A 21,785-nucleotide genomic window follows, 5' to 3' on the forward strand; every position below is an offset into this window, starting at 1 on the left:
GATATACGTATATTCGTAATATAATCAACTATTGCGTAATAATGGTTGTGGGTGCCATAGTAGCGGAAGTGTCATAGATCACGGCAAGGAGAGACTGCCCATGCAATTCCCACCAGGTGCGCTCAACGGTCTTCGTATCGTGGATCTGACAACGGTGGTCATGGGGCCTTTCGCCACCGCCACGCTGGCAGACCTCGGAGCCGACGTCATCAAGGTCGAAAGCCTCGACGGCGACATGAGCCGAAGCGTCGGCGCTCACCGCCACGAAGGCATGAGCGCGATGACGATGAATCTGCAACGAAACAAGCGCAGTGTTGTAATCGACCTCACGACAGCGGAGGGTCGAGAGGTCCTCGACGACTTGGTTCGCACCGCCGACATGCTCATCACGAATCTGCGGCCGCGATCACGTGACAAACTCGGAATCACCTACCAACGCTTGTCCGGGATCAACCCCGGTCTGATCCTGTGCACCGCGCAGGCATACGGATCGGACACCGCACATCGCGACTACCCGGCCTACGACGACATCGTGCAGGCGGCATCCGGCGCAGCCAAACTCTCCGAACTCGTTGACGGCGCACCACGTTTCGCTCCATATGTGATCGCAGACAAGGTGGTCGGCCTCTACATCGTGATTGCCGTGCTCGCCGCAGCAATGGAGAAGAAGGTCACCGGACGCGGCCAGGAGGTCGATGTGCCGATGGTCGACTCGATGATCGGCTTCAACCTGGTCGAACACTTCGGCGGGCACACCTTCTCCCCGGCGGAAGGCGACTTCGGCTGGGGTCGCGTCCTCACCCCGGAGCGGACACCGCACCGAACCGCCGACGGCTGGATCTGCATCATGCCGTACTCGACGAAGAACTGGAACGACTTCTTCACGGACGCCGGTCGTGCGGACCTGGCGGGTAACCCCCGGTACGCCACCGTCAACGACCGTCATCGTCACATGGGCGAACTGCTCTCTGCCGTCAGGGAGATCGCCCCCAGCCGGACCACCGCCGACTGGCTCGCATTGTGCGAAACACGCGGCATACCCGCATCGGACCTGCTGGACCTCGCACAGGCACACGAGGACGAGTACGTGCTCGGGCAGGAGCTGATCACCGAACGGATCCATCCGACAGAGGGACGCTACTACGCCACCCGGACGCCGTTCACAATGTCCCGCACCCCGGTCGCGTTCACCCGCCACGCCCCGCACCTCGGCGAGGACACCGCCGCAGTACTCGGGGAACTCGGCTACTCCGACGAACGAATCCGCTCCCTGAGCGACGGCTCGATCATCAAAACCACCGATACGTCCGTCACCGATGCCACTGTCGCCGATGCCACCGTCGCCGATACAACCCAGGCCTGACCGGAGAGAACCATGACCGAACTCAGACTGGTGCCGCCGGTCTCCGCCGATCCACACGCACTCGACGCACTGCGCGCCGAGGTACGCGCCTTCCTCGCCGAACAACTTTCCACCGGCCGGATCACCCGATCGGTCGACTGCTGGCTCACCGGTTGGGACGAAGACTTCACGCGGGCTCTCGCCGCCCGCGGCTGGCTCGGGATGACGATGCCCACCGAATACGGTGGTCACGGCCGGTCCCATCAGGAGCGGTTCGTCGTGACCGAGGAACTACTCGCCGCCGGCGCCCCGGTGGGGGCTCACTGGATCGCCGACCGGCAGATCGTGCCGTCGTTGCTGAAGTTCGGTACCGAGACCCAGAAACACACCTACCTGCCGGCGATCGCGAAGGGTGAATGCTACTTCGCGATCGGTATGAGCGAACCCGATTCGGGTTCCGACCTCGCGAGTGTGCGCACGAAAGCCACCCGGGTCGACGGCGGGTGGTCCCTCACCGGTATGAAGGTGTGGACCTCGGGAGCACATCTCGCCCACGCCTTCATCTGTCTCGCCCGGACCGCACCACGCGACCCGGCGCACCGGCACGACGGCCTGAGCCAGTTCATCGTGGACCTGCGCGGCGCCGGTGTCGACATCCGTCCGATCATCTCGATGAACGGCCGGCACCACTTCAACGAGGTCATCCTCGACGACGTGTTCGTCGCCGACGACATGGTCTTCGGCACCATCGGGAACGGCTGGCAGCAGGTAACCTCCGAGCTCGCCTTCGAACGCAGCGGCCCGGAACGCTTCCTGTCCACGTTTCCGCTTCTTGCAGACACCGCAGAACTCATGCGCGATCAGTCCGTGCCCCGGAACGCCGATCTGGGACGGTACGTGGCACGAATCTCCGGACTGCACCAGATGTCGACCGCTGTCGCCGGGGCGCTCGAACGCCACGAACCCGCCGACACCGCCGACACCGCCGCGGCCGTGGTCAAGGTCCTCGGCACCTCGACCGAGGGCGACATCGCCGACTTCGCGGATCTGCTCACCGACGAACACACACCCGACCGTGCCGGATACCTCTCGCAAATCGAACTTGCGGTCGCTCAACGCCCCGGATTCACACTCCGAGGCGGAACCAATGAAGTTCTGCGCGGCGTGATCGCGCGGGGATTGGGGATGCGCTGATGACCTCGCCGGCACCCGTCGACCGTGATCTGGTCGAGATGATGTCTGCCGTGTTCGCCGCTCACCGCGAACAACACGAGCCCGGGACCGAGATCTCGAGCTGGGACACCGACCTGTGGGCCCGCCTCGCCGAACTGGGTCTCGTCCGCCTCACCGGCTCCGAAGCACACGGTGGGAGCGGTGCGGGCTGGTTCGAGGCCGCCGAGCTGATCGGCGCGGCAGCCCGGCACGGTGTCCGCGTCCCCCTCGCCGAACACGACCTGCTCGCCGGCTGGCTCCTCGAGACGGCCGGACTGCCCGGTGACGACCTTCGCCGGACGGTCGCAATCCTCGACGCCATCGGTATCGCACGTGCCGTGCCGTGGGCCGCCCAGTCCGAGCGGATCACCCTGGTGTGGCACGACGGGACCACCCATCGGATCGCCGACGTAGCGACCGACACTCTCGACATCACGCCCGGCGCCAATCGGGCAGGTGAACCCCGCGACACCGTCACCGCACCGCTCTCGGTCCTCTCCGGTACCGCAGTCCCCGAGACCGTGATCGCCCAGTTGCGGCTACGCGGCGCCCTCGTGCGCGCCGTGCAGATGTGTGCAGCGCTCGACCGCATTCTGGAAATGTCGATCGCGCACACCACCGCTCGTGTCCAGTTCGGTCGCCCACTCGCGAAGTTCCAAGCCATCGCGCACCTCGTCGCAGACATCGCGGGCGAAGCCTCCCTGGCTCGCGCCACGACGGAGGCCGCGATCACCGAGGCCGTTCGGACCGACTGGGCCGGAAAGAATCTCGAATTTCTCGTCGCCGTCGCACGGTCTTGTGCCGGACACGCCGCGTCCGTCGTCGTGCGCAACGCCCACCAGGTGCACGGCGCCATCGGGACCACGCGCGAGCACCGCCTCCACGAGTTCACCCAGCCAGCTCTCGCGTGGCGTTCGGAATTCGGCTCGGTCCGGTACTGGGACGACTACCTCACTGCCGCCGCTCTCACCGCCGGCTCCGACGGCCTGTGGGCACTCATCACCGCCTGACCACACACCGGGCCGATCAGACAAGGAATCCTCATGGCCGACTTCGAATTCACCGTCAAGGACGGCATCGGCACCATTCGACTGAACCGACCACACCGCAAGAACGCCTTCACCCTCGACATGCTCGATCAATGGGCCGAGGCTCTGCGCTCGGCCCGTACGAATCCCGATGTGCGCGTCGTACTGGTCACCGGCACAGGCGACTCATTCTGCGCAGGTGTCGATCTCGACGACTTCGCCGAGATCACCACTACCCTGGCGCGCCAGGAAGTACTACAGAATCGAGTGCACCGAATAGCATCTGCCGCACTCGATCTCGATAAGCCACTGATCGCCGCGGTCGACGGAGTCGCCGTCGGCGCAGGCATGGACATGGCCTTGGCGTGCGACATCCGGTTGATCTCGACCCGCGCTCGCTTCTCCGAAGGTTACGTTCGAGTCGGGCTCATCCCCGGCGACGGTGGCGCGCACCTGCTACCACGAATCGTCGGGCAAGCACGAGCTCTCGAACTGCTGTGGACCGGACGGTTCGTCGAAGCCGACGAGGCACTGAGCCTGGGACTCGCGTTGTCGGTGCACGAACCGGAAGACCTTGCCGCTGCAGCCGGTGAACTGTGCCGACGCCTGGCAGAAGGCCCGCCGGTCGCGATCCGTGCAATCAAGCGATTGGTCCGCAACGGAGAGCGAGTCGACTTCGCGACCTCACTGTCGATGGTCGCCGCCGAGCAAGCCGTCGTGCAGTCCACACGAGACTCCGCAGAAGCCATCACCGCATTCCGGGAGAAGAGGCTGCCGCAGTTCGTCGGATACTGACACGGCACGACAGGCCGCTCCGGCATGGTGTCTCCTCCCCCGGACGGCACCGAACTGGGATATCCAATCGAAGGGTTTGACCATGGTCGATGACCTCGTGCTCCCCCGGCGGGTCGGGCAGATCCTGATCCTGACGCTCAACAACCCCGATCGGCGTAACGCCCTCAGTCTGGCAATGCGCGAGCAACTGCGCTCGAAGCTCGAGAACACCGCGGAGGAGGTGGCCGGGATCGTCCTGACCGGAGCGGGCTCGTACTTCTGCAGCGGCGGCGATCTGCGCGACCCCGCGGGCATGAACGCGGATGCGGCCCGGTTCGATCATCTGACCGCGATCGTCGACTCGATCGCCACGAATCGACTGCCCGTCATCGCAGCGGTGGAAGGGGGTGCATTCGGATCCGGGCTCGGGCTGGCTCTTGCCTGCGACCATGTGGTCTGCGGGCAGGGAGCAAAGCTGGGGGCTCCGTTCGGCAAAGTAGGACTGTCTGCCGACGCCGGCCTCACGTGGTCACTACCACGACGCATCGGTGCGGCTCGAACAACCCGCCTGCTCCTCGAGGCCGCCCCCCTGGACGCTCGTACAGCACACGAGTGGGGGATGGTCGACGAGCTGACTCGTGACGGAGACGCCGAATCTGCTGCTGTGACGCGAATGGAGGCCTGGCTCGAGAACGCCCCTCTCGCCATCGCCGCATCCAAGAAGGCAATGGCTGCACCCCCATCGTCGTTGGCCGAGGCTCTGGAATCGGAGAAGACCCGGCAGCTGCGTTTGCTGCGCACTGCCGATGTGAAAGAGGCAATCACCGCATTCACCGAACGCCGGACACCTCGGTTCTACGGCCGATAGCCTGTATCCGCATGGCATGGGTACGCGAAGTCCGTTCTCCTGAAGCGCATTTCCCGAAGTTCCATCAGCCGCACCCCTGGACACGGATTTCACGCGGCGCGGGTGTCGTGCGTGATCCGCCGTAACATTCGCCGTTCCATTGACAGTGACTCCGATCACAGGGTATTTTCTCACTACTGCTTTACGTATATCCATATCATCTTCCGCGAACAGGGATTCTTATGATCTCCGATAGCGCTCCATGCAGCGAACCACCGCCTCGAGGCACTGTCGACCACGCCCGGCGCACACACGGCAGGTCACGTCTGCGGGTGGCCGCCCTTGCCGTCGTGAGCGGCGTTGCCCTCACCGCCTGCGGCGCGCCCGGATTGACGCATGACGACGATGGCCACGTCGTGTTGACGATGGCCGACAGTTTCTCTGCGACACACCCCCTCGGCCGCAGCGGCACCAAGACATTCCTGGAGACGCTCGAGAGCGACGGGCCGGCCGTCGGGCTGGAAATCGAGTACTTCGCCTCGGGTCAGCTCGGGAAGCAGAGCGACATGCCCGCCTTGTTGCGGACAGGGGTCGCCGAGATCGCCGCGGTGTCACCGGCGTACGTCGGAACCCAGTTGCCGCTGTCCAACGTCGGCGATCTTCCGGGGCTCACCGACGATGCGTGCGTGGGCGGCGACGCGATGCGCTCGATGATGCAGCCGGGGACGACCTTGTTCGAGACCGAACTGAAGAAGAACGACGTACATCCTCTGTGGGTGGCAGTGCTACCGGGGTACGAGGCGATGAGCGGTGACTTCCCGATTCGCACCGCCGCGGACCTCGAAGGAAAGATCATGCGGTCCACCGGCGGCGTCGCCGATCGCGTCGTCGATGCCGCCGGTGCGGCCGGGGTGTCGATGCCGCTCGGTGATCTCTACGAGGCGATTTCGCGTGGCACGGTCCAGGGGACGTTGGCCAGCCCACTGTCCATCACGCCGTACAAGCTCGAGGAAGTATTGAGCTACTCCACCGAGGGCGCCCGCCTGGGCTCGTTCACCGTCACGTACTCGATCTCTCATCGCGTGTGGCAGGAACTCACCTCCGAGCAACGTGATGTGTTGACGGCGGCCTCCGATCGCGCTCAGGAGGCGGCATGCCTCGAATTCAATCGAACGGCCGCGGAGTCGCGCGAAACGATGCGGGCTTCAGGTGTCCAGATGGATGCGGTCACCGACGAGACCCGGCCAGCCTGGGATGCGATCGCCGAGACAACACGGATCGGCTGGGTGCGCGACCTCGAGAGCATAGGGCTCCCCGCTCAGCAGGTACTGGACGAAACGATGGCGGCCTTCGAGGCAGCGCGGCAGCAGCGGGCAGGTGACAACCGATGAAGGACGTAACACACGAATTGCCCCCTGAAGCAATCGTGTACCAAAAGGGTGAAACGCCTGCGAGGCACACACTCTTCGGACATATCACAGAAGATCATCCACGACTCGATCGTGTGCAGAATGCGATTTCGGGGTTGTGCGGCGTCCTCTCCGCTGTGGCGATTGCAGTCCTCGCGGCGCTGACGACGATCGAGGTGATCGCCCGCGTCGGATTCGGATCTCCACTGGGGTGGAACGTCGGATTCGTCGAGCAGTACCTCATGATGACGATCGCGTTCTTCGGAACGGTCACCGCCTATCGGTCCGGGGCGCACGTCGCGGTCGTCACGATCTTCGAAAGACTTCCCCGGCCTGCGCGAAAACTGCTACTCATCCTCACCTATCTGGTGATTCTCGTGGCACTCGGCCTGCTGATCTACTCCGGGGCCCAGGCAGCACACTTCGCCTACACGACCGGGCAACAACCACCACCGGGCATGGCGGAGCTGCCATGGCCAACCTGGTGGTGGAAGTCGATCATTCCGGTTGCATCCTCCCTCGGCTTCGTCGTCGTGGTGATCGACCTGTATCGGGAACTGACCTCACCGCTGCATAGCGTCAGCACCGACTACGAAGCCGGCAACATGGCGGAAGGACACTGACATGATCGCTCTGGTAATCGTGCTGCTCTTGCTGGTGCTGATTCTCGTCCGCGTGCCGGTATCGTTCGCGATCCTGGGCGCCGGCATCGTCGGCCTAGCTATCATCGGCGGGCCACACGTCGTCGACGGCGTCATGCAGACCGCCCCCGCGTCGTCGGTGATGAGCTTCTCGCTCTCCGCGGTACCGTTGTTCATCCTCATGGCACACCTGATCATGCTGTCCGGCCTGATGGATTCCTTGTTCGGCGCAACCCGCGCCATTGTCGGTCGTGTCCGCGGTGGAACGGCAGTCGCGTCCATCTTTGCCGGGACCGCGTTCGCGTCAGTGTCCGGTTCCTCGACTGCGGCCGCAGCCACGCTCGCCCAGACGTCGACCGTCAAGATGATCGACGAAGGCTACAACCCTAAGATGGCCGGCGGCGTGGTCGCCGTGGTCGGCACGCTGGCCGCCATGATTCCCCCTCGATCATCCTGGTCTTCTATGCGATCACCGCGGAAACCAGTGTCGGCGACCAACTGATCGCCGGATTCCTCCCGGGGGTCATCATCGCGTTGGCTCTCGTCGCCACCATGTACATCTCGATGCTTCGCAATCCCAAGCAAGTTCCCGCGGGTAGCAGCGCGTCCTGGGCGGAAAAGGGTCGCGCAGTGGTCACCGCCGCACCCTTGGCCCTCGTCTTCCTCGCTGTCGTCGGATCTATCTACGCGGGGATTGCTACCGCTACCGAGGCAGCGGCGCTCGGGTGTGTGGCCGCGCTGATCCTGGTTGTTGTCAAGAGAAAATTCACGCTTCTGGCCGTCGGACGGACCTTGGTCGAAACAACCAAGACATCCGCCATGATCTTTGCCATCATCATCGGCGCGCATGTGTTCGGACATTTCCTCACCGAGACCCGCGTGACGCCTACGATCGTCGAATGGGTTGGCGGGCTGCCCTTCCCCTCAGTGGTAATCATGCTCGTCATCGCGCTGATCTATGTGGTACTGGGGTTCTTCATGGACCAGATCGCGATCATCGCCCTCACTGTGCCGGTGATCTTGCCGCTCGCCGTAGAACTGGGCTACCACCCGGTGTGGTTCGGCATATTCATTGTTCTGCTGGCCGAAGTTGGCCTGGTCACCCCGCCGATGGGTCTGAATGTCTTCGTCGTCGCGAAGTCTGCCGGTCAACGCGTAGAGGATGTATTCCGTGGTGCCGCACCGTATGTCGTCGGTATGCTTGCTGTGGCACTACTGTTCCTGCTGGTACCGGCGATCGTGATGTGGATCCCGAATTCCATGTAACTATGCCACCGATGGACCATCCGTCACGCATTCGCGGAAAGCGCTGGAGACGTTCGATCAGAAAAGAATCGGGCGTCTTCAGCAGCATCGGGTCAGCGCATTCCCCAGTTCGTGGCATGGCGCAGGCACACTTCCAGCAGTGCGTCACGGCGGGAAGAGATGTCCGCCCTCGAGGCCACCACGCCGAGGACGGCAATAGTGCGACCGTTCTCGCGCAGAGCGACCGACACGCCGTCCACATCGTCGACGGCGACCGCGGGGCTGACACAGACTGCGGTCTCACGCAGTTCGGTCAGACTTGCCAGAAAGGCATCGACAAGCTGCTCGTCCTGGGCCGGCTGTGAGTTCAGATATGTCCAGATATCGCGCTGCTCCCGGTCGGCGAGGTGCAGCCAGCCTGCTGAGGTACGCAGCAGCGGGCGGCGGATATGTTTCTCTGCGAGGAACGCGTACCGGGGATCGGAGGCGACGTGATCGACGTAGATGAGATGATCTCCCACTGCAGCCGACAACATGATTGTCAGACCGGTCTCGTCGTATACAGCTTGAAGCTGGTTGTGCATCACGGCGGCGACCGGCGGTCGACCCGCGAGCACATTGAGCATGTAGGGGGCAGCACCGAGGGTGTAGACGCGCTCACGTTCGTCGAGATATCCGACTGCTACCAACCCATTGACGAGCCCCTGAGTAGAACTCACCGGCGCATCGAGGGACTTGGCCAGCTCGGTGAGCGTGAGGCCGTACTCCGATCTCGCGACGGTTTCCAGGATCGATGCAACTCGGTCGACCATACGGTGACGCGGCCGTTCGAGAGCTTTGCCTCGACGCTTCGGGTCGCGACCGCGGTCATCCGACGGCCCGGCCACACCGTCGGTATCGGGAGACTGTGCAGCGTCTGCCAACCTGCCCGACCTCGAAGACGCATCTGTCATGGTGCCACCCTAACCGAGCATATACGTAATAACGCATTGCACTACTCGATCAAGTATCAGCCGGGCGTCGTTGCTTGCGACGCCCGGCCCCCCAGAACCCGCCGGCCGCCTCGGACCCGGGACCGTCATCTACCACGAACCTCCGGGTACGCCTCGGCGACAGCGTCGATCATCGCGGCGACAGCGCGTGTGCAGTCGCCTCGGTCGTAGCCGAGCCGCGCCACATCGGCGGGATCCTGCTCGTACGACAGGGTGTTGCCGCGTCCCTGGACGATCGCCGCATCCGAGAGCAGCGGATGCGACTCGTCTTTCACTGCGATCGCACGGTCACTGCCCGCGCCGTCGACCATCATCTGGAAGAACCGTTGATAGCTGAGGTTCTCGTCGCCGACGAGATACGCCTTGCCGGACTCGCCGTGGTGCACGGCACCGCGGATCGCCTGCGCAAGCGACCGCGCCGACATGTAGTTGGTGCCACCGGGCGGAGCGAAATCGGGGATCTGCGGTTCGTTGCCCACCGCCCACGACACCATCTTCCGGTAGCGGCGGGTGGAGTTGCCGGGGACGACGCCGAGAATCGACGGGGGGTTGAGCGTGCACACCGAGAAGTTGTCGTCGGCGAGCGCACGGGCACCCTCGTCGGCGGCCTTGCGCGCGGCAACGTACGGGTTCGTCTCGGCGATGTCGGGACGAACCTGATGGTAGTAACTGCCGACCTGCACGAACCGGTTCACACCGGAGTTTTTGACGAGTTGCGCGAATCGCGGCACACCGGCACTCTGTGTCTTCTCCCAGAACTGCGGTGCGTCGTCGTCGGCGCTCATGTGACGCGGATCCTGACCGGCAGCGAAGACCACGGCATCGAATCCGGACAACTCGTCTCGGGTGAACGACGGCACCGTGTAGTCGCCGACGAGAAGCGGGAAGTCCGCGACCGGCGAGTCGTCGGGAATCGGGCCGCGCCCCGCGAGGGTGACATCGTCGCCGTGTTCACGCAGGGCCAGTGCGGTGTGCGTACCGATCATGCCGGTACCACCGATGAGCAGGATCTTCACAAGAAGCCTTTCTGTGCATTGTTCACGGATTACGAGGCCGGTTGGTCCAGCCGCCATCGCGGCGCGGCACCCAGCCACCCGACCAGTGCGTGCCACCGTCGACGTGGATGGTGCCACCGGTGACGAAACGCGCGAGGTCCGAAGCGAGGAACAGAACGGCCCCGGCGACGTCCTCGGGTCGGCCGGGCCCACCGAGCGGCGACCAGGACGGCCACAGCGCGCGGTCTTGTTCGGGAACGAGCCTCTCGTAGGGCACCTGGACGGTGTCGACGAGGTCGGGGGCGACCGCGTTGACACGGATCCCGGCGGGTCCGACCTCCGCGGCCAGCGACCGCGTGAACTGTGTCAGCGCGGCTTTGTAGGCGGAGTAGACGGTGTGCCCCGGGATCGCGCGGTGTGCTTCGACGGTGGTGAGATTGACGACGGAGCCGCGTCCGCGTTCGGTCATGCCCGGCAGCAGAGCGTGGGTCAGCCGCATGGCGTGCGCGAAGTTGACGTCGTGGAGGTCGTCCCACACGGCAGGGTCGTCGTCGGCGAAGGTCCGCGGCGACCGAACGAAATGCCCGACGTTGTTGACGAGTACGTCGGCCCGGTGTTCGACGAGTGCATCGGGGCACGCTACCTCGCGCACGTCCCAGACGATCGAGTCGATCGAGCCGCCCGCAGCCGGATCGAACTCGAGCGCGCGGACAGGGTCGACATCGGCGACGAGCACGGCTGCGCCGTGAGCGGCGAGCGAAGCAGCGACAGCGCCTCCGATCCCGGCGGCGCCTCCGGTCACCACGGCGCGACGGCCCGTGAGCAACGGACCCGGGCTCATACACAAGGAATCGACCATGCCACGTATTACACCGCCCACCCGAGCATCCGGGAACGATTGTTTCCGGTAGACGGACGATCGGACCTGGCGCCGCGCGGGCGAGCACCTCGTGGCACTGCGCTGGGTGCGCCGCAACGGGATGGAGTACCAGCTGGGTGAGCGCATGATCGAGCTGGGCTCAGACGGCAGCCACCACAATCCCGCGGCGCATCGAACCGGTTCGTCCGCCGCTGACGCAGATGGACGAAGCGGCGCGCGTCGAACTGCACGACGACCTCCGCAGCATCGGCCTGCCCCTCGCACTCCAGCAGGCATAACGCCGGGGCAAGAAATGAACGGCCGGGAGGCGGGCAACGATCATACTTCGACTCAGACGTTGCAGTTCATCCATTCGACGGGAGTCAGACATGGGCACTCCGAGCGAACCGCAATCGACCGCACTCGACCGCAGCGTCATCATCACCGGCCTCGTCGTCGTCGCCGGCATGATCATGGTGGTTCTCGACACCACCATCGTCAACGTCGCCCTCGACTCCCTGAGCACCGAGCTCGCGGCGCCGCTCTCGACCACCCAATGGGTGGTCACCGGCTATCTCCTCGCGGTGGCGATCGTCATCCCGATCACCGGCTGGGTCATGGACCGGTTCGGGCAGAAACCGATCTGGCTCACCGCGGTGATTCTGTTCGTCCTCGGGTCGGCCCTGTGCGCGACCGCCTGGTCCATCGAGAGCCTGATCGCCTTCCGCATCGTCCAGGGGCTCGGTGGCGGCATGCTGCTGCCCGGCGGCCAGGCCATCATCACCAGGGCGGCCGGCCCGCAGCGGCTGGGACGTGCGATGGCGATCCTCGGCGTTCCGATGCTGTTGGGACCGGTGTTCGGTCCCGTGATCGGTGGCCTGCTCGTCGAATACACGAGTTGGCACTGGATCTTCCTCGTCAATGTTCCCGTCGGCATCCTCGCCGTCGCACTCGCGGTGTGGAAGTTGCCGCGCGGCGACGCGCTACCCGACGCTCGCCGTCTCGACCATCTCGGTCTCGTCCTACTCTCCGGCAGCCTCGTGAGCCTGCTCTACGGTCTGTCGCGGGCCAGTTCCCACGGCGGATTCGGCGAGTGGAGTGTGCTCGGATGGCTCATCGCCGGCGCCGTGGGCCTGGCCCTGTACACCTGGCACAGCCTGCGCGTGGGACCCGACTCGATCATCGATGTCCGTCTGCTCACCGACCGGGTCTTCGCCAGCGGATCGGTGGCCGTGTTCCTCGTCGCCATCGGCATGTTCGGCGGCATGCTCCTGCTGCCGCTCTATTACCAGATGGCGCGGGGCGAAGGTGCACTCACCGCCGGCCTGCTGCTCGCCCCGCAAGGGCTGGGCGCAATCATCGCCATTGTCATCGGCGGGCGCCTCACCGACCGCATCGGCGCCGGCTACGTTGTCCCCGTCGGCGTCGTGCTCGCGTTGATCGGCACCCTGCCGTTCACGCAGGTGGGTGTCGACACGTCGTATCTCTGGCTCAGCGCGGCTCTATTCGTGCGCGGCATGGGTCTCGGGGCGGTGATGATGCCGACCATGGCTGCCGCCTACACGAACCTCTCCAAGGAGGTCGTGACGCGGGCGGCTCCCACGTTGTCCGCGATCCAGCAGGTCGGCGCGTCGCTCGGCAGTGCGGTGCTGGTGACCGCGTTGACACAGCACTTCATCCACGAACTCGTCGACAACGGAATCCAGTCCGGTAGCGGCGGTACCGATCATCTCAGTTCCATTCCACCGGAAGCGATGCCCGTGGTCGGTCCGCTCCTGGCCGGCTCGTTCGGGTACGCGTTCTGGATCGCGTTCGGCCTGACCGCCGTGATCTTCGCGCCCGCACTGTTCCTGCCCCGGCACGGCAACCGCGACCGCGACGCCGTGCTCACCGACTGACCGTATCCGAGCGAATGGCACACCCGGTCGATGTAACGAGACGAGGGATACATTCGCTCGGATCGGATCGGATCGGATCGGATCGGATCGGGGCGAGCCGGCGACCGTCAGTCCTTCGGACCGCCGGCCACGTAGATGACCTGGCCCGAGACGAACCCGGCGCCCTCGGAAGCGAGGAACGACGCGGTGTGGGCGATGTCGTCGACCTCGCCGATGCGGGCGACCGGGATCTGGCTCGCGAGGCTGTCCCGGAACTGCTCGAACGTGACGCCGAGGCGCTCGGCCGTCGCCTTCGTCATCTCCGTGGCGATGAAGCCGGGCGCGATCGCGTTGGCGGTGATACCGAACTTGCCGAGTTCGATCGACAGGGTCTTGGTGAACCCCTGCATGCCGGCCTTCGCCGCCGAGTAGTTCACCTGACCGCGGTTGCCCAGTGCCGACGTGCTCGACAGGTTGACGATGCGACCGTACTGGTTGTCCACCATGTACTTCTGGGTGGCGCGCGCCATGAGGAATGCGCCGCGCAGGTGCACGTTCATGACCGCGTCCCAGTCATCGACGGTCATCTTGAACAGCAGATTGTCGCGGGTGATGCCTGCGTTGTTGACCAGGACCGTCGGCTCGCCGAGTTCGGTGGCGACCCGCTCCACCGCGGCGGCGACGGACGCCTCGTCGGCGACGTTCGCCCCGACCGCGAGCGCCTTGCCTCCGGCGGCCTCGATCGCGGTGACGGTGCCGGCGCAGGCGTCGGCGTCGAGATCGAGGACGGCGACCTGCATACCGTCGGCAGCCAGACGCTGGGCGACGGCAGCGCCGATGCCGCGGGCCGCGCCGGTGACGATGGCGGTACGGACTGTTGAGCTCACTGCATACCTCCGTGAATGGTGTGATCAGTCGACGGTAATTCTGCCGTCAACGATGCTCGACGAAATGACCTATTGAAAACGTTGGGCCGCATACCTTTTCAGACATGCGGCCCAACGGGTAGCCTATCTGAGGCTCTGCATCAGCTCAGACGCTCGAGCACCATCGCCATGCCCTGACCGCCGCCGACACACATCGTCTCGACGCCGAACTGCTTGTCCTGCGCCCGGAGGTTGTTGATCAGCGTGTTCGTGATGCGCGCGCCGGTCATGCCGAAGGGGTGACCGAGGGCGATCGCGCCGCCCGAGACGTTGAGCTTGTCCTCGTCGATGCCCAGCTCGCGGGCGGACCCGACGACCTGCACCGCGAACGCCTCGTTGATCTCGAACAGATCGATGTCGGAGATCGACTTACCCGCGATCGCCAGCGCCTTCTTCACGGCCTCGATCGGTCCCAGGCCCATGATCTCCGGCGACAGCCCCGACACGCCGGTCGAGACGACCCGCGCGAGCGGGGTCAACCCCAGCGCCTTGGCCTTGGTGTCGGACATGATCACCAGGGCGGCGGCACCGTCGTTGAGCGGGCACGCGTTGCCCGCGGTGACCGTGCCGTCCGGACGGAACACCGGCTTGAGCTGGCTGATCGCCTCGTAGGTGGTGCCGGCGCGCGGGCCGTCGTCGGTGGAGACCACGGTGCCGTCGGCGAGGGTCAGCGGGCTGATCTCGTTGGCGAAGAAACCGGACTTGATGGCCTCCTCCGCGCGATTCTGCGACCGCACACCCCACCGGTCCTGATCCTCACGGGAGATCCCGGTGTACGAGGCGACATTCTCGGCGGTCTGCCCCATCGCGATGTACACGTCGGGCAGCAGGCCGTCCTCCCGCGGATCGGTCCACGCGGTGCCGCCCTCGGCGAGCTTCGCGGTCCGGGCCCCGGCGTCGTCGTACAGCGGGTTCTTCGTGTTCGGCAGGCCGTCGGCGTTGCCGGTGACGTAGCTCGACACCGACTCGACACCGGCGGAGATGAACACATCGCCCTCACCGGCCTTGATCGCGTGCAGGGCCATACGGGTGGTCTGCAGCGACGACGAGCAGTACCGGTTGACCGTCACGCCAGGCAGGAAGTCGTAGCCGAGTTGCACCGCGACGGTCCGAGCGATGTTGAAACCGGACTGGCCGGCGGGCTGACCGCAACCCAGGAGGAGGTCGTCGATCTCGGTGGGGTCGAGCTCGGGCACCTTCGCGAGCGCGGCGGCGACCATCTGGGCGGCCATGTCGTCGGGGCGCAGCGACTTGAGCGAACCCTTCATCGCGCGGCCGATGGGCGAGCGTACTGCGGAGACGATCACTGCTTCGGGCATCGGAAGCTCCTTCTGGTGGTATGTGACACGTCGGAGAATACGGTCCGGTGCCTACAGGCCGAGATCGCGGCCGATGAGTTCCTTCATGATCTCGTTCGTACCGGCCCAGATCTTGGTGACGCGGGCGTCCCTCCAGGCGCGGGCGACGCGGTACTCGTTCATGTACCCGTAGCCGCCGTGGATCTGCACGCAGGCGTCGAGAACCTCGGACTGGGTCTGCGCCGTCCACCACTTGGCTTTGGCCGCGTCGACGGCGCTGAGCTCGCCGTCCGCGTGGGCTTCGACGGCCTGGTCGACATACGCCTCGGCGACCTCGATCTTGGTGACGAGCTCGGCCAGCAGGAACTTGTTGTACTGCATGGTGCCGATGGCCTGACCGAACGCCTTGCGCTCCTTGGCGTACTCGAGCGTCTCGAGCAGGATCTGCTTGGCGTGGTGCACGTTGTTGACGGCGGAACCGAGGCGCTCCTGCGGGAGCAGCTTCATCATCGAGATGAAGCCCATGCCTTCTTCGCCGAGGAGGTTCTTGCCCGGGACACGGACGTCCTTGAAGAACAGTTCGGCGGTGTCGGCCTCGGGTTGACCGACCTTGTCGAGCTTGCGACCGTTCTCGAAACCGTCCATGCCGCGCTCGACGACGAGCAGCGAAATGCCCTTGGCGCCCTTCGCCGGGTCGGTGCGGGCCGCGACGACCACGAGGTCGCAGTTGTAGCCGTTGGTGATGAAAGTTTTCGCGCCGTTGAGGATCCAGTCGTCGCCGTCGCGCACCGCGGTGGTCTTGAGCTTGGCCAGGTCCGAGCCGCCGGACGGTTCGGTCATGCCGATCGCGCAGATGAGTTCGCCGGTGACACACCGCGGCAGCCAGCGTTCGCGCTGTTCCTCGTTACCGAGGTGCACGATGTACGGCACGGTGATGTCGGAGTGAATGCCGAGCGACGACGACAGCGCCATGTTTGCGCGGGCGAACTCCTCGGCGAGGACGGCGTTGAACCGGTAGTCGCCCGCTTCCATACCGCCGAAGCGCTCGGGGATCTCGAGCCCGAGGAAACCGGCCTTGCCGGCTTCGATCCAGATGTCGCGGGGAATCTCGTGGCGTTCGATGAGTTCCTCGGCGCGGGGCATCACGAACCGGTTGACGAATTCGCGAGCCGACTCGCGGAACGCCTCGTGGTCGGGACCGTACAGGGTGCGTCGCATTTCCACCGCTCCTAATCTAAGCATCCGCTTATAATCTAAGCGCTTGCTTATGGTGTACTCGATACGGCAGGTTGTCAACCGAAGGCAACGCAGAGAGGTTGACCGTGAGCACACCGAGAGACACCGTGATCAGCGGATCCAAGGCCGCGGCCCGCCTGCGCGAAGCCGCGATCGACGTATTCGCGGAACACGGATACGGCGGCACCACCACCCGGCAGATCGCCGCGCGCCTCGACATGAGCCCGGCCGCGATGTACCCGCACTACAAGTCGAAGGAAGAACTGCTCTTCGCGATCAGCTACGACGGCCACGACCTCGCGCTACAGGTCACGCAGGACGCCGACGTCCCCGACGCAGACGCCACCACCCGCCTCAGCACCATCATTCGGCGTTTCGCGGAATGGCAGGCGCAGCACCACCGGCGCGCCCGCGTCGTCCAATACGAACTCACCGCACTGACCCCCGAGCACTACCGCGTCATCACCGGCCTGCGCCGGCGCACCACCCAGGTGGTTCGCGACGTCGTCGACGCCGGTCTGGCCACCGGCGAGTTCACCGTGCCCGACGCCGAGGGCGTCACCCTCGCGCTCATGTCGCTGTGCGTCGACATCTGCCGCTGGTATCCGTCGGGCCGCTACCAGGACCCCGAATCCATCGGCGCGCTCTACGCCGATCTCGCACTGCGCCTCGTCGGCGCCGTGCGCTGAACGACGAAATCTACACAGACACTGGACAACCGCCGACGGCGTCCCGCGCGCGGATGTCACCTCGGCGCGCGGATGTCCGGGCGTAGTGTCGACGACATGACCGAACGCGACCGGGACCTTGACGGCAAACCGAAGAATGCCCGGCCCCGCGATGCGCTGGGCCGGCCGCTCCCCTACGGCGAACCGGGTGTCGAACCCGTCCCCGACGACCTCGACCTGCCACCCGACGAAGCGATCACCGAAGCCCAACGACTGCTCGATCACGGCCTCCCGTTCCACGCACACGAAGTGTTCGAAGGGTCCTGGAAGTCCGCGCCACCCGAAGAACGCACCCTGTGGCAGGGGCTCGCGCAACTCGCCGTCGGACTCACCCACCTGCTACGCGGAAACCCGGCCGGCGCCGCATCACTGCTGCGGCAGGGCCGGGCGCGGGTGCGGCACTACGAGGACGCGCCCCCGCACGGCCTCGACATCGACGGTCTGTCCGCGTGGGCCGACCATCTGCTCACCGAAATCGGTCGCGGCGACCCCATTCCCGAACCACCCGTTCCGCGGCTGCGGATGCCATGATGCGGTGATGTCGATCCTGCCGATGTTCCCGCTCGGAACAGTGCTGCTGCCCGGCGAGCATCTGCCCCTGCACGTGTTCGAACCCCGCTACCGGCAACTCGTCGCCGACTGCCTGGCCGCGCCCGACGGCCCCCGCTTCGGGGTGGTTCTCATCGCACGCGGACGCGAGGTCGGGGGCGGCGACGTGCGGCACGACATCGGGACGGTCGCGCGGATCGTCGTCGACGACGAACTCGGCGGCGGACACCATCGGCTCGACTGCCTCGCCGAGGAACGCATCAGGATCACGCGCTGGCTGCCCGACGATCCGTACCCGCGTGCCGACATCGAACCGTGGCCCGACAGCCCGTCCGACGGCACGGACCTGTCGGCGCTGTCCAGCATGTTCGGGAAACTGTACGGACTGCTCGACCGGCTCGCCGAGAACGACATGACGCCGCCGCGCGCGGACGATCTGCCCGACGACCCGGGTGCCCGCCTGTATGCGCTGTCGCGGTGGGTGCCGATGGGTGCGGCCGACAAACTCGCATTGCTGTCCGCACCGGGACCGGACGAACGACTGACCGTGCTCGCCGAGACGATCGCCACCGCCATCGATGTCGCCGAATGGCGATTGAAGGAGCGTTGACGGCCCTCCCTGGCGCTCACCGTTGTCGCACGGTGTCGAGTGCCGCCGCGCGCTGATCTATCCATGCCTTCATCGCATCGACGTTCGTCTGCAACGTGTCGGCGGTGAGCCCGTCCGTGACCGGGACGGTCGCGGCGATTTCGTCCAGCAGCGCGGTGGCCCGGCCGCTGCCGTACATCTGCTCGAACAGGTCCCAGTACGCGCTCTCGTATGCGGCGGTGAACGCATCGGATTCGAGGAATCTGGTCTTCAGTGGATTGCCCGCCCGCATTCCTTGCGGGCCACCGTCGGTGCCGTTCGCGCCCGGTCCCGTGCCCGGACCGCCGGCGCCTCCCATCATCCCGACCGAATCGTTCGGTCCGGCGCCCGTATCGCCCTGCATCGCCATGTTCAGGTCCCACGAGACGATCGTGAACTTCTCGGTCTCCAGGTCGTACCAGAGGTAGTAGTTCTGGCCGGGTCCGCTCATGTCGTCACCGTTGACGATCAGGTTCTGCGTCGCGACATAGCGGGCGAACGAATCGACATCCACCCAGTCGGCCAGCTGCTCGTCGAATTCCTCGTCGCTCGCGGTGTCCATCCACTTCAGGAAGTTGACGATCGGCTGCAGGGTGCCGCTGCCGACGGCGTTGATCTGCTTGAACTGATCGGAGTAGGACGACTGGTCGTCGTCGATGTACTCGAAACGCGAACTCGCGTCCGCCTTGTAGAGATAACCGGCACTGTCGAACATCGAGTTGGCGTAGCCGTCGTCGGGATGCTCGAGCAGCAGACGCGTCGCGGTGGCACTGTCGTTGATCGAGTACACCGTGTACGCGTATCGCTGTGTGGGTTGGCCTGTTTCGCCGGTGAGCGACAACGCCATCGCCTCGTTCAGCACCGGCGTCCCCGGGCGGACGGAGAGCTCGGTCATGCCCTGATAGGCGCGGCCGGACGCGTTCTCGTCGAAGCTGATGAGCAGCGGCAGCGACGTCGGATCGTCCGCGGTAGCCGACGACATCATGCCGCCTCCGCCACCGGGACCTCTACCCGGCATTGCCGCCGGATCGAAATCGTCGGGGATCTCGACGCCTTCGGGCAATTCCATGCCCGCCGGGGGCTCAAAACCCGATCCCCCCGGCACGGCGTCGTCGCCGCGCACACCCATCAGGGTCGAGTTGCCTTTGAGCCGCACGGCCACGTCGTTGACGAACGTGCCGTCGATCGTGAGATCTGCTATGACCCATTTCTTTTCGCCGGTGGTTTGGAAAGTGGTGATCATATCGTCGTATTCGGCATCGGACATGTCGAGTGACACCTCGTGCTGCACCGAACTGTCGAACAGATCGACGGTACCGGCGATGTTGTCGGTGATCTCCGACACGATGACCGAGGTGTCTCCGGTGATGTAGGGGCGAATCCGGGCGGAACCGAACACTGTCGCCATGACCGTGACGAAGGCGAAGAACACCACCAGCAGCTTCCAATGCTGACGTAGCGACGTCGGGATCCGATGTTCGAGCCGACGCCGCGGTCGGGGCTCGCCGGCAGTGTTCTTCTCGATCATCAGATGTCCGTCTGGTCGTATCCGGTCAGGACCGTCACGCGCTGCCCGGTGTTGACCGCACTCAACGCCGCGATCAGCTCGGACGACTTCTTGCCCTTACGCAACTGCGCCGTGTAGTACAACTCGTTCAACACCCCCGAACGGACGGATTCGGTGGAGACCAACTCGAATTCCGTGCAGTACCGGATGAGCACATCCTCGACGAGTGCGTCGAACTCCGGCTCCGGCGGCACCTGTACCTTCACGACCTGGCGCTGCACGTCGAGCTTGAACCAGTTGAACTTGTTCATGACGAGCAACACGAGGCAGATCGCGACGGTCGCGGCGATCGCGAGGATGTAGAACCGGGTGCCGGTGGTCATGCCGATCGCCATCACCAGGAAGATGAACCCGACATCACGGGTTTCCTTGATGGCGTTGCGGAATCGTACGACCGATAGTGCGCCGACGAGCGCGAACGCCCGGGCGATGTTCGAACCCACGACGAGCATGATCAGCGCGATGATCATGCCGACCATCACCAGCGTCTGCACGTAGGACTGGCTGTACGAGACGTTTTTGTGTGTGTACCGGTAGACCCAGCCGATGACGGCGGACAGCACGAACGCCAACGACAGCGACACGATGATGTCGAATGTCGAGAACGTCCCACTGAGGTCCTGAAGATCGAAATTCATGTATGTCCTCGTTGTCTAGATTTCTGCGAAAAATGCTGCGTTCGTGATCAACCCACGGCCGAGACGGGGTCGACGAGGAGCTCTTCCGGAGCGCGGTTACCGAAGCCGCCCGACCGGATCGGTTCGGGTGCTCCGGTGCGCGACCGCGGTGCCAGCCCGAAGGCCTCCACCGATTGGCAGTACTTCGACACCCGGATCACCGACATGTTCAGCCGTGCGGTCAGATCCGTTGCCCAGTACGGAACCCGCTCGTTCGCCTTGAGTTCGACGATCGCCAGCTTCGGCGGGATGATGAATCGGTTGTCGGCGCCGGACGCGAAATGGAAGTCGCGGTCGCGGCCGTGCACCTTGTGATCGATCGTCACCCGCAGACCGACATCGGCCTCTCGGCCGACGAATGCCTCCCGCAGATAACCCGTCGTGACAATGGGACGCAGGTCGAGATTTCCGATCAGGGTGGTCACCTCGTTCACGAACGGTCGTTGCGTGGGATCGCATTCGATCTCGTCGCGGCCGTCGAGCCACCGCCGCGCCACCCCGTAGGGCAGCGCGATACGCCGCTTCTGGGTGACCCGGTTGACGCGCTGTTTGATCTCGATCTGCACCGAGGTGTCGTCGGTGCAGTCGCCGGGGTCGCCGTACAGCCGCATCCGGAGTTTGCGCCGAAACTTCAGGCCCTCGATCTTCTCCCAGTAGAAGCGGAGATCCGCGGTGTCGTAGTAGAGCGAGGTCACCGGATATCCACCGTGCGGCGAGAACGGGTCGGTGTCCATCCGGGCGGCGAGTTCGGCGCGCAACTCCGGGACCTTCAACTCGTCGACGAAGTATTTGATCTCGTACCGGTTGAAGGCGTGCAACGTGCTCGCCGTCTGCTGGTAGCCGGCCCGGGGCGGGTCGCCTGCGTCCACGTCGGTTCGGTCGGGCAGCGGCGTACGCTTGCGGAATCGATCGATGAGGTGCATGGCGACGACAACTCCCGGCTGATCGGCAACGA

The 21,785-nt window shown here is 65.1% G+C and carries 20 protein-coding genes and 1 pseudogene; 12 read left to right on the top strand and 9 right to left on the bottom strand.

Annotated elements, in window-relative coordinates; translation table 11 throughout:
- The first annotated feature begins 100 nt into the window (after positions 1-100).
- From WAX14_RS04110 to WAX14_RS04145, 8 genes and pseudogenes are all read left to right on the top strand, one after another.
- A complete protein-coding gene (locus tag WAX14_RS04110; RefSeq protein ID WP_422626817.1) occupies positions 101-1,363 on the top strand; it encodes a CaiB/BaiF CoA transferase family protein in 1,263 nt (420 codons plus the stop codon).
- Between the two features lie 12 nt (positions 1,364-1,375).
- Complete coding sequence (locus WAX14_RS04115; RefSeq protein WP_422626818.1) at positions 1,376-2,536, top strand: acyl-CoA dehydrogenase family protein; 1,161 nt, start codon at positions 1,376-1,378, stop codon at positions 2,534-2,536.
- A complete protein-coding gene (locus tag WAX14_RS04120) occupies positions 2,536-3,564 on the top strand; it encodes an acyl-CoA dehydrogenase family protein (RefSeq protein WP_422626819.1) in 1,029 nt (342 codons plus the stop codon). Before WAX14_RS04115 ends, WAX14_RS04120 begins: the two co-directional genes overlap by 1 nt.
- 33 nt (positions 3,565-3,597) lie before the next feature.
- The gene (locus WAX14_RS04125; protein ID WP_422626820.1) at positions 3,598-4,377 is read left to right on the top strand and encodes an enoyl-CoA hydratase/isomerase family protein; all 780 of its coding nucleotides are present in this window, start codon (positions 3,598-3,600) and stop codon (positions 4,375-4,377) included.
- Between the two features lie 82 nt (positions 4,378-4,459).
- On the top strand, positions 4,460-5,224 hold the full coding sequence (locus WAX14_RS04130) for an enoyl-CoA hydratase/isomerase family protein (RefSeq protein WP_422626821.1): 765 nt from the start codon (positions 4,460-4,462) through the stop codon (positions 5,222-5,224).
- A gap of 311 nt (positions 5,225-5,535) precedes the next feature.
- A complete protein-coding gene (gene dctP, locus WAX14_RS04135) occupies positions 5,536-6,594 on the top strand; it encodes a TRAP transporter substrate-binding protein DctP (protein ID WP_422626822.1) in 1,059 nt (352 codons plus the stop codon).
- A gap of 155 nt (positions 6,595-6,749) precedes the next feature.
- Positions 6,750-7,235, top strand: coding sequence for a TRAP transporter small permease (locus tag WAX14_RS04140; RefSeq protein WP_422626823.1), 486 nt, complete (start codon positions 6,750-6,752; stop codon positions 7,233-7,235).
- Between the two features lies 1 nt (position 7,236).
- A pseudogene (locus WAX14_RS04145) lies at positions 7,237-8,519 on the top strand (TRAP transporter large permease).
- A gap of 92 nt (positions 8,520-8,611) precedes the next feature.
- On the opposite strand, the gene WAX14_RS04150 reads toward WAX14_RS04145, so the two are convergent.
- The 3 genes from WAX14_RS04150 to WAX14_RS04160 all read right to left on the bottom strand — a co-directional run bounded on the left by WAX14_RS04150 (position 8,612) and on the right by WAX14_RS04160 (position 11,344).
- Entirely contained in the window at positions 8,612-9,310 is a 699-nt protein-coding gene (locus WAX14_RS04150) for an IclR family transcriptional regulator (RefSeq protein WP_422626824.1), read from the bottom strand.
- Positions 9,311-9,576: 266 nt separating this feature from the next.
- On the bottom strand, positions 9,577-10,506 hold the full coding sequence (locus WAX14_RS04155; RefSeq protein ID WP_422626825.1) for an NAD-dependent epimerase/dehydratase family protein: 930 nt from the start codon (positions 10,504-10,506) through the stop codon (positions 9,577-9,579).
- Positions 10,507-10,528: 22 nt separating this feature from the next.
- Entirely contained in the window at positions 10,529-11,344 is an 816-nt protein-coding gene (locus WAX14_RS04160) for an SDR family NAD(P)-dependent oxidoreductase (protein WP_422626826.1), read from the bottom strand.
- 389 nt (positions 11,345-11,733) lie between these two features.
- Between WAX14_RS04160 and WAX14_RS04165 the strand changes: the two genes are divergently transcribed.
- Positions 11,734-13,242 (top strand): MDR family MFS transporter, encoded by a 1,509-nt coding sequence (locus tag WAX14_RS04165; protein ID WP_422626827.1) that lies wholly within the window; start codon positions 11,734-11,736, stop codon positions 13,240-13,242.
- A 107-nt stretch (positions 13,243-13,349) separates the two neighbouring features.
- Here WAX14_RS04165 and fabG read toward each other — a convergent pair whose 3' ends face one another.
- The 3 genes from fabG to WAX14_RS04180 form a co-directional block, all read right to left on the bottom strand.
- Entirely contained in the window at positions 13,350-14,108 is a 759-nt protein-coding gene (gene fabG, locus WAX14_RS04170) for a 3-oxoacyl-ACP reductase FabG (protein ID WP_422626828.1), read from the bottom strand.
- 140 nt (positions 14,109-14,248) lie between these two features.
- Positions 14,249-15,466, bottom strand: a complete 1,218-nt coding sequence (locus tag WAX14_RS04175; protein ID WP_422626829.1) for an acetyl-CoA C-acetyltransferase — start codon at positions 15,464-15,466, stop codon at positions 14,249-14,251.
- 51 nt (positions 15,467-15,517) lie between these two features.
- A complete protein-coding gene (locus WAX14_RS04180; protein ID WP_422626830.1) occupies positions 15,518-16,663 on the bottom strand; it encodes an acyl-CoA dehydrogenase family protein in 1,146 nt (381 codons plus the stop codon).
- Between the two features lie 104 nt (positions 16,664-16,767).
- On the opposite strand from WAX14_RS04180, the gene WAX14_RS04185 reads away from it, so the two are divergent.
- The 3 genes from WAX14_RS04185 to WAX14_RS04195 all read left to right on the top strand — a co-directional run bounded on the left by WAX14_RS04185 (position 16,768) and on the right by WAX14_RS04195 (position 18,568).
- A complete protein-coding gene (locus WAX14_RS04185; RefSeq protein WP_422626831.1) occupies positions 16,768-17,370 on the top strand; it encodes a TetR/AcrR family transcriptional regulator in 603 nt (200 codons plus the stop codon).
- A 96-nt stretch (positions 17,371-17,466) separates the two neighbouring features.
- A complete protein-coding gene (locus WAX14_RS04190) occupies positions 17,467-17,940 on the top strand; it encodes a DUF309 domain-containing protein (RefSeq protein WP_422626832.1) in 474 nt (157 codons plus the stop codon).
- 7 nt (positions 17,941-17,947) lie between these two features.
- A complete protein-coding gene (locus WAX14_RS04195; RefSeq protein WP_422626833.1) occupies positions 17,948-18,568 on the top strand; it encodes an LON peptidase substrate-binding domain-containing protein in 621 nt (206 codons plus the stop codon).
- A 16-nt stretch (positions 18,569-18,584) separates the two neighbouring features.
- On the opposite strand, the gene WAX14_RS04200 is transcribed toward WAX14_RS04195, so the two are convergent.
- Genes WAX14_RS04200 through WAX14_RS04210 form a run of 3 tightly spaced genes read right to left on the bottom strand, consistent with a single transcriptional unit; the run spans position 18,585 to position 21,753 of the window.
- Entirely contained in the window at positions 18,585-20,114 is a 1,530-nt protein-coding gene (locus WAX14_RS04200; protein ID WP_422626834.1) for a CotH kinase family protein, read from the bottom strand.
- A complete protein-coding gene (locus WAX14_RS04205) occupies positions 20,114-20,791 on the bottom strand; it encodes a DUF4956 domain-containing protein (protein WP_422626835.1) in 678 nt (225 codons plus the stop codon). Before WAX14_RS04205 ends, WAX14_RS04200 begins: the two co-directional genes overlap by 1 nt.
- A 47-nt stretch (positions 20,792-20,838) precedes the next feature.
- Complete coding sequence (locus WAX14_RS04210) at positions 20,839-21,753, bottom strand: polyphosphate polymerase domain-containing protein (protein WP_422626836.1); 915 nt, start codon at positions 21,751-21,753, stop codon at positions 20,839-20,841.
- Positions 21,754-21,785: the final 32 nt, after the last annotated feature.

It is taken from the genome of Rhodococcus sp. (in: high G+C Gram-positive bacteria), assembly GCF_049299235.1.
Taxonomy (GTDB): Bacteria; Actinomycetota; Actinomycetes; order Mycobacteriales; family Mycobacteriaceae; genus Rhodococcus.

Bases quoted from the DNA above. Each gene is read 5' to 3' on its own strand.
- WAX14_RS04115 (WP_422626818.1), top strand. From the start codon at position 1,376: ATGACCGAACTCAGACTGGTGCCGCCGGTCTCCGCCGATCCACACGCA.
- WAX14_RS04210 (WP_422626836.1), bottom strand. From the start codon at position 21,753: ATGCACCTCATCGATCGATTCCGCAAGCGTACGCCGCTGCCCGACCGA.
- WAX14_RS04150 (WP_422626824.1), bottom strand. From the start codon at position 9,310: ATGGTCGACCGAGTTGCATCGATCCTGGAAACCGTCGCGAGATCGGAG.
- WAX14_RS04120 (WP_422626819.1), top strand. From the start codon at position 2,536: ATGACCTCGCCGGCACCCGTCGACCGTGATCTGGTCGAGATGATGTCT.
- WAX14_RS04180 (WP_422626830.1), bottom strand. From the start codon at position 16,663: ATGCGACGCACCCTGTACGGTCCCGACCACGAGGCGTTCCGCGAGTCG.
- WAX14_RS04190 (WP_422626832.1), top strand. From the start codon at position 17,467: ATGACCGAACGCGACCGGGACCTTGACGGCAAACCGAAGAATGCCCGG.
- WAX14_RS04175 (WP_422626829.1), bottom strand. From the start codon at position 15,466: ATGCCCGAAGCAGTGATCGTCTCCGCAGTACGCTCGCCCATCGGCCGC.
- WAX14_RS04205 (WP_422626835.1), bottom strand. From the start codon at position 20,791: ATGAATTTCGATCTTCAGGACCTCAGTGGGACGTTCTCGACATTCGAC.
- WAX14_RS04200 (WP_422626834.1), bottom strand. From the start codon at position 20,114: ATGATCGAGAAGAACACTGCCGGCGAGCCCCGACCGCGGCGTCGGCTC.
- WAX14_RS04195 (WP_422626833.1), top strand. From the start codon at position 17,948: ATGTCGATCCTGCCGATGTTCCCGCTCGGAACAGTGCTGCTGCCCGGC.
- WAX14_RS04110 (WP_422626817.1), top strand. From the start codon at position 101: ATGCAATTCCCACCAGGTGCGCTCAACGGTCTTCGTATCGTGGATCTG.
- WAX14_RS04130 (WP_422626821.1), top strand. From the start codon at position 4,460: ATGGTCGATGACCTCGTGCTCCCCCGGCGGGTCGGGCAGATCCTGATC.
- WAX14_RS04165 (WP_422626827.1), top strand. From the start codon at position 11,734: ATGGGCACTCCGAGCGAACCGCAATCGACCGCACTCGACCGCAGCGTC.
- WAX14_RS04160 (WP_422626826.1), bottom strand. From the start codon at position 11,344: ATGGTCGATTCCTTGTGTATGAGCCCGGGTCCGTTGCTCACGGGCCGT.
- WAX14_RS04125 (WP_422626820.1), top strand. From the start codon at position 3,598: ATGGCCGACTTCGAATTCACCGTCAAGGACGGCATCGGCACCATTCGA.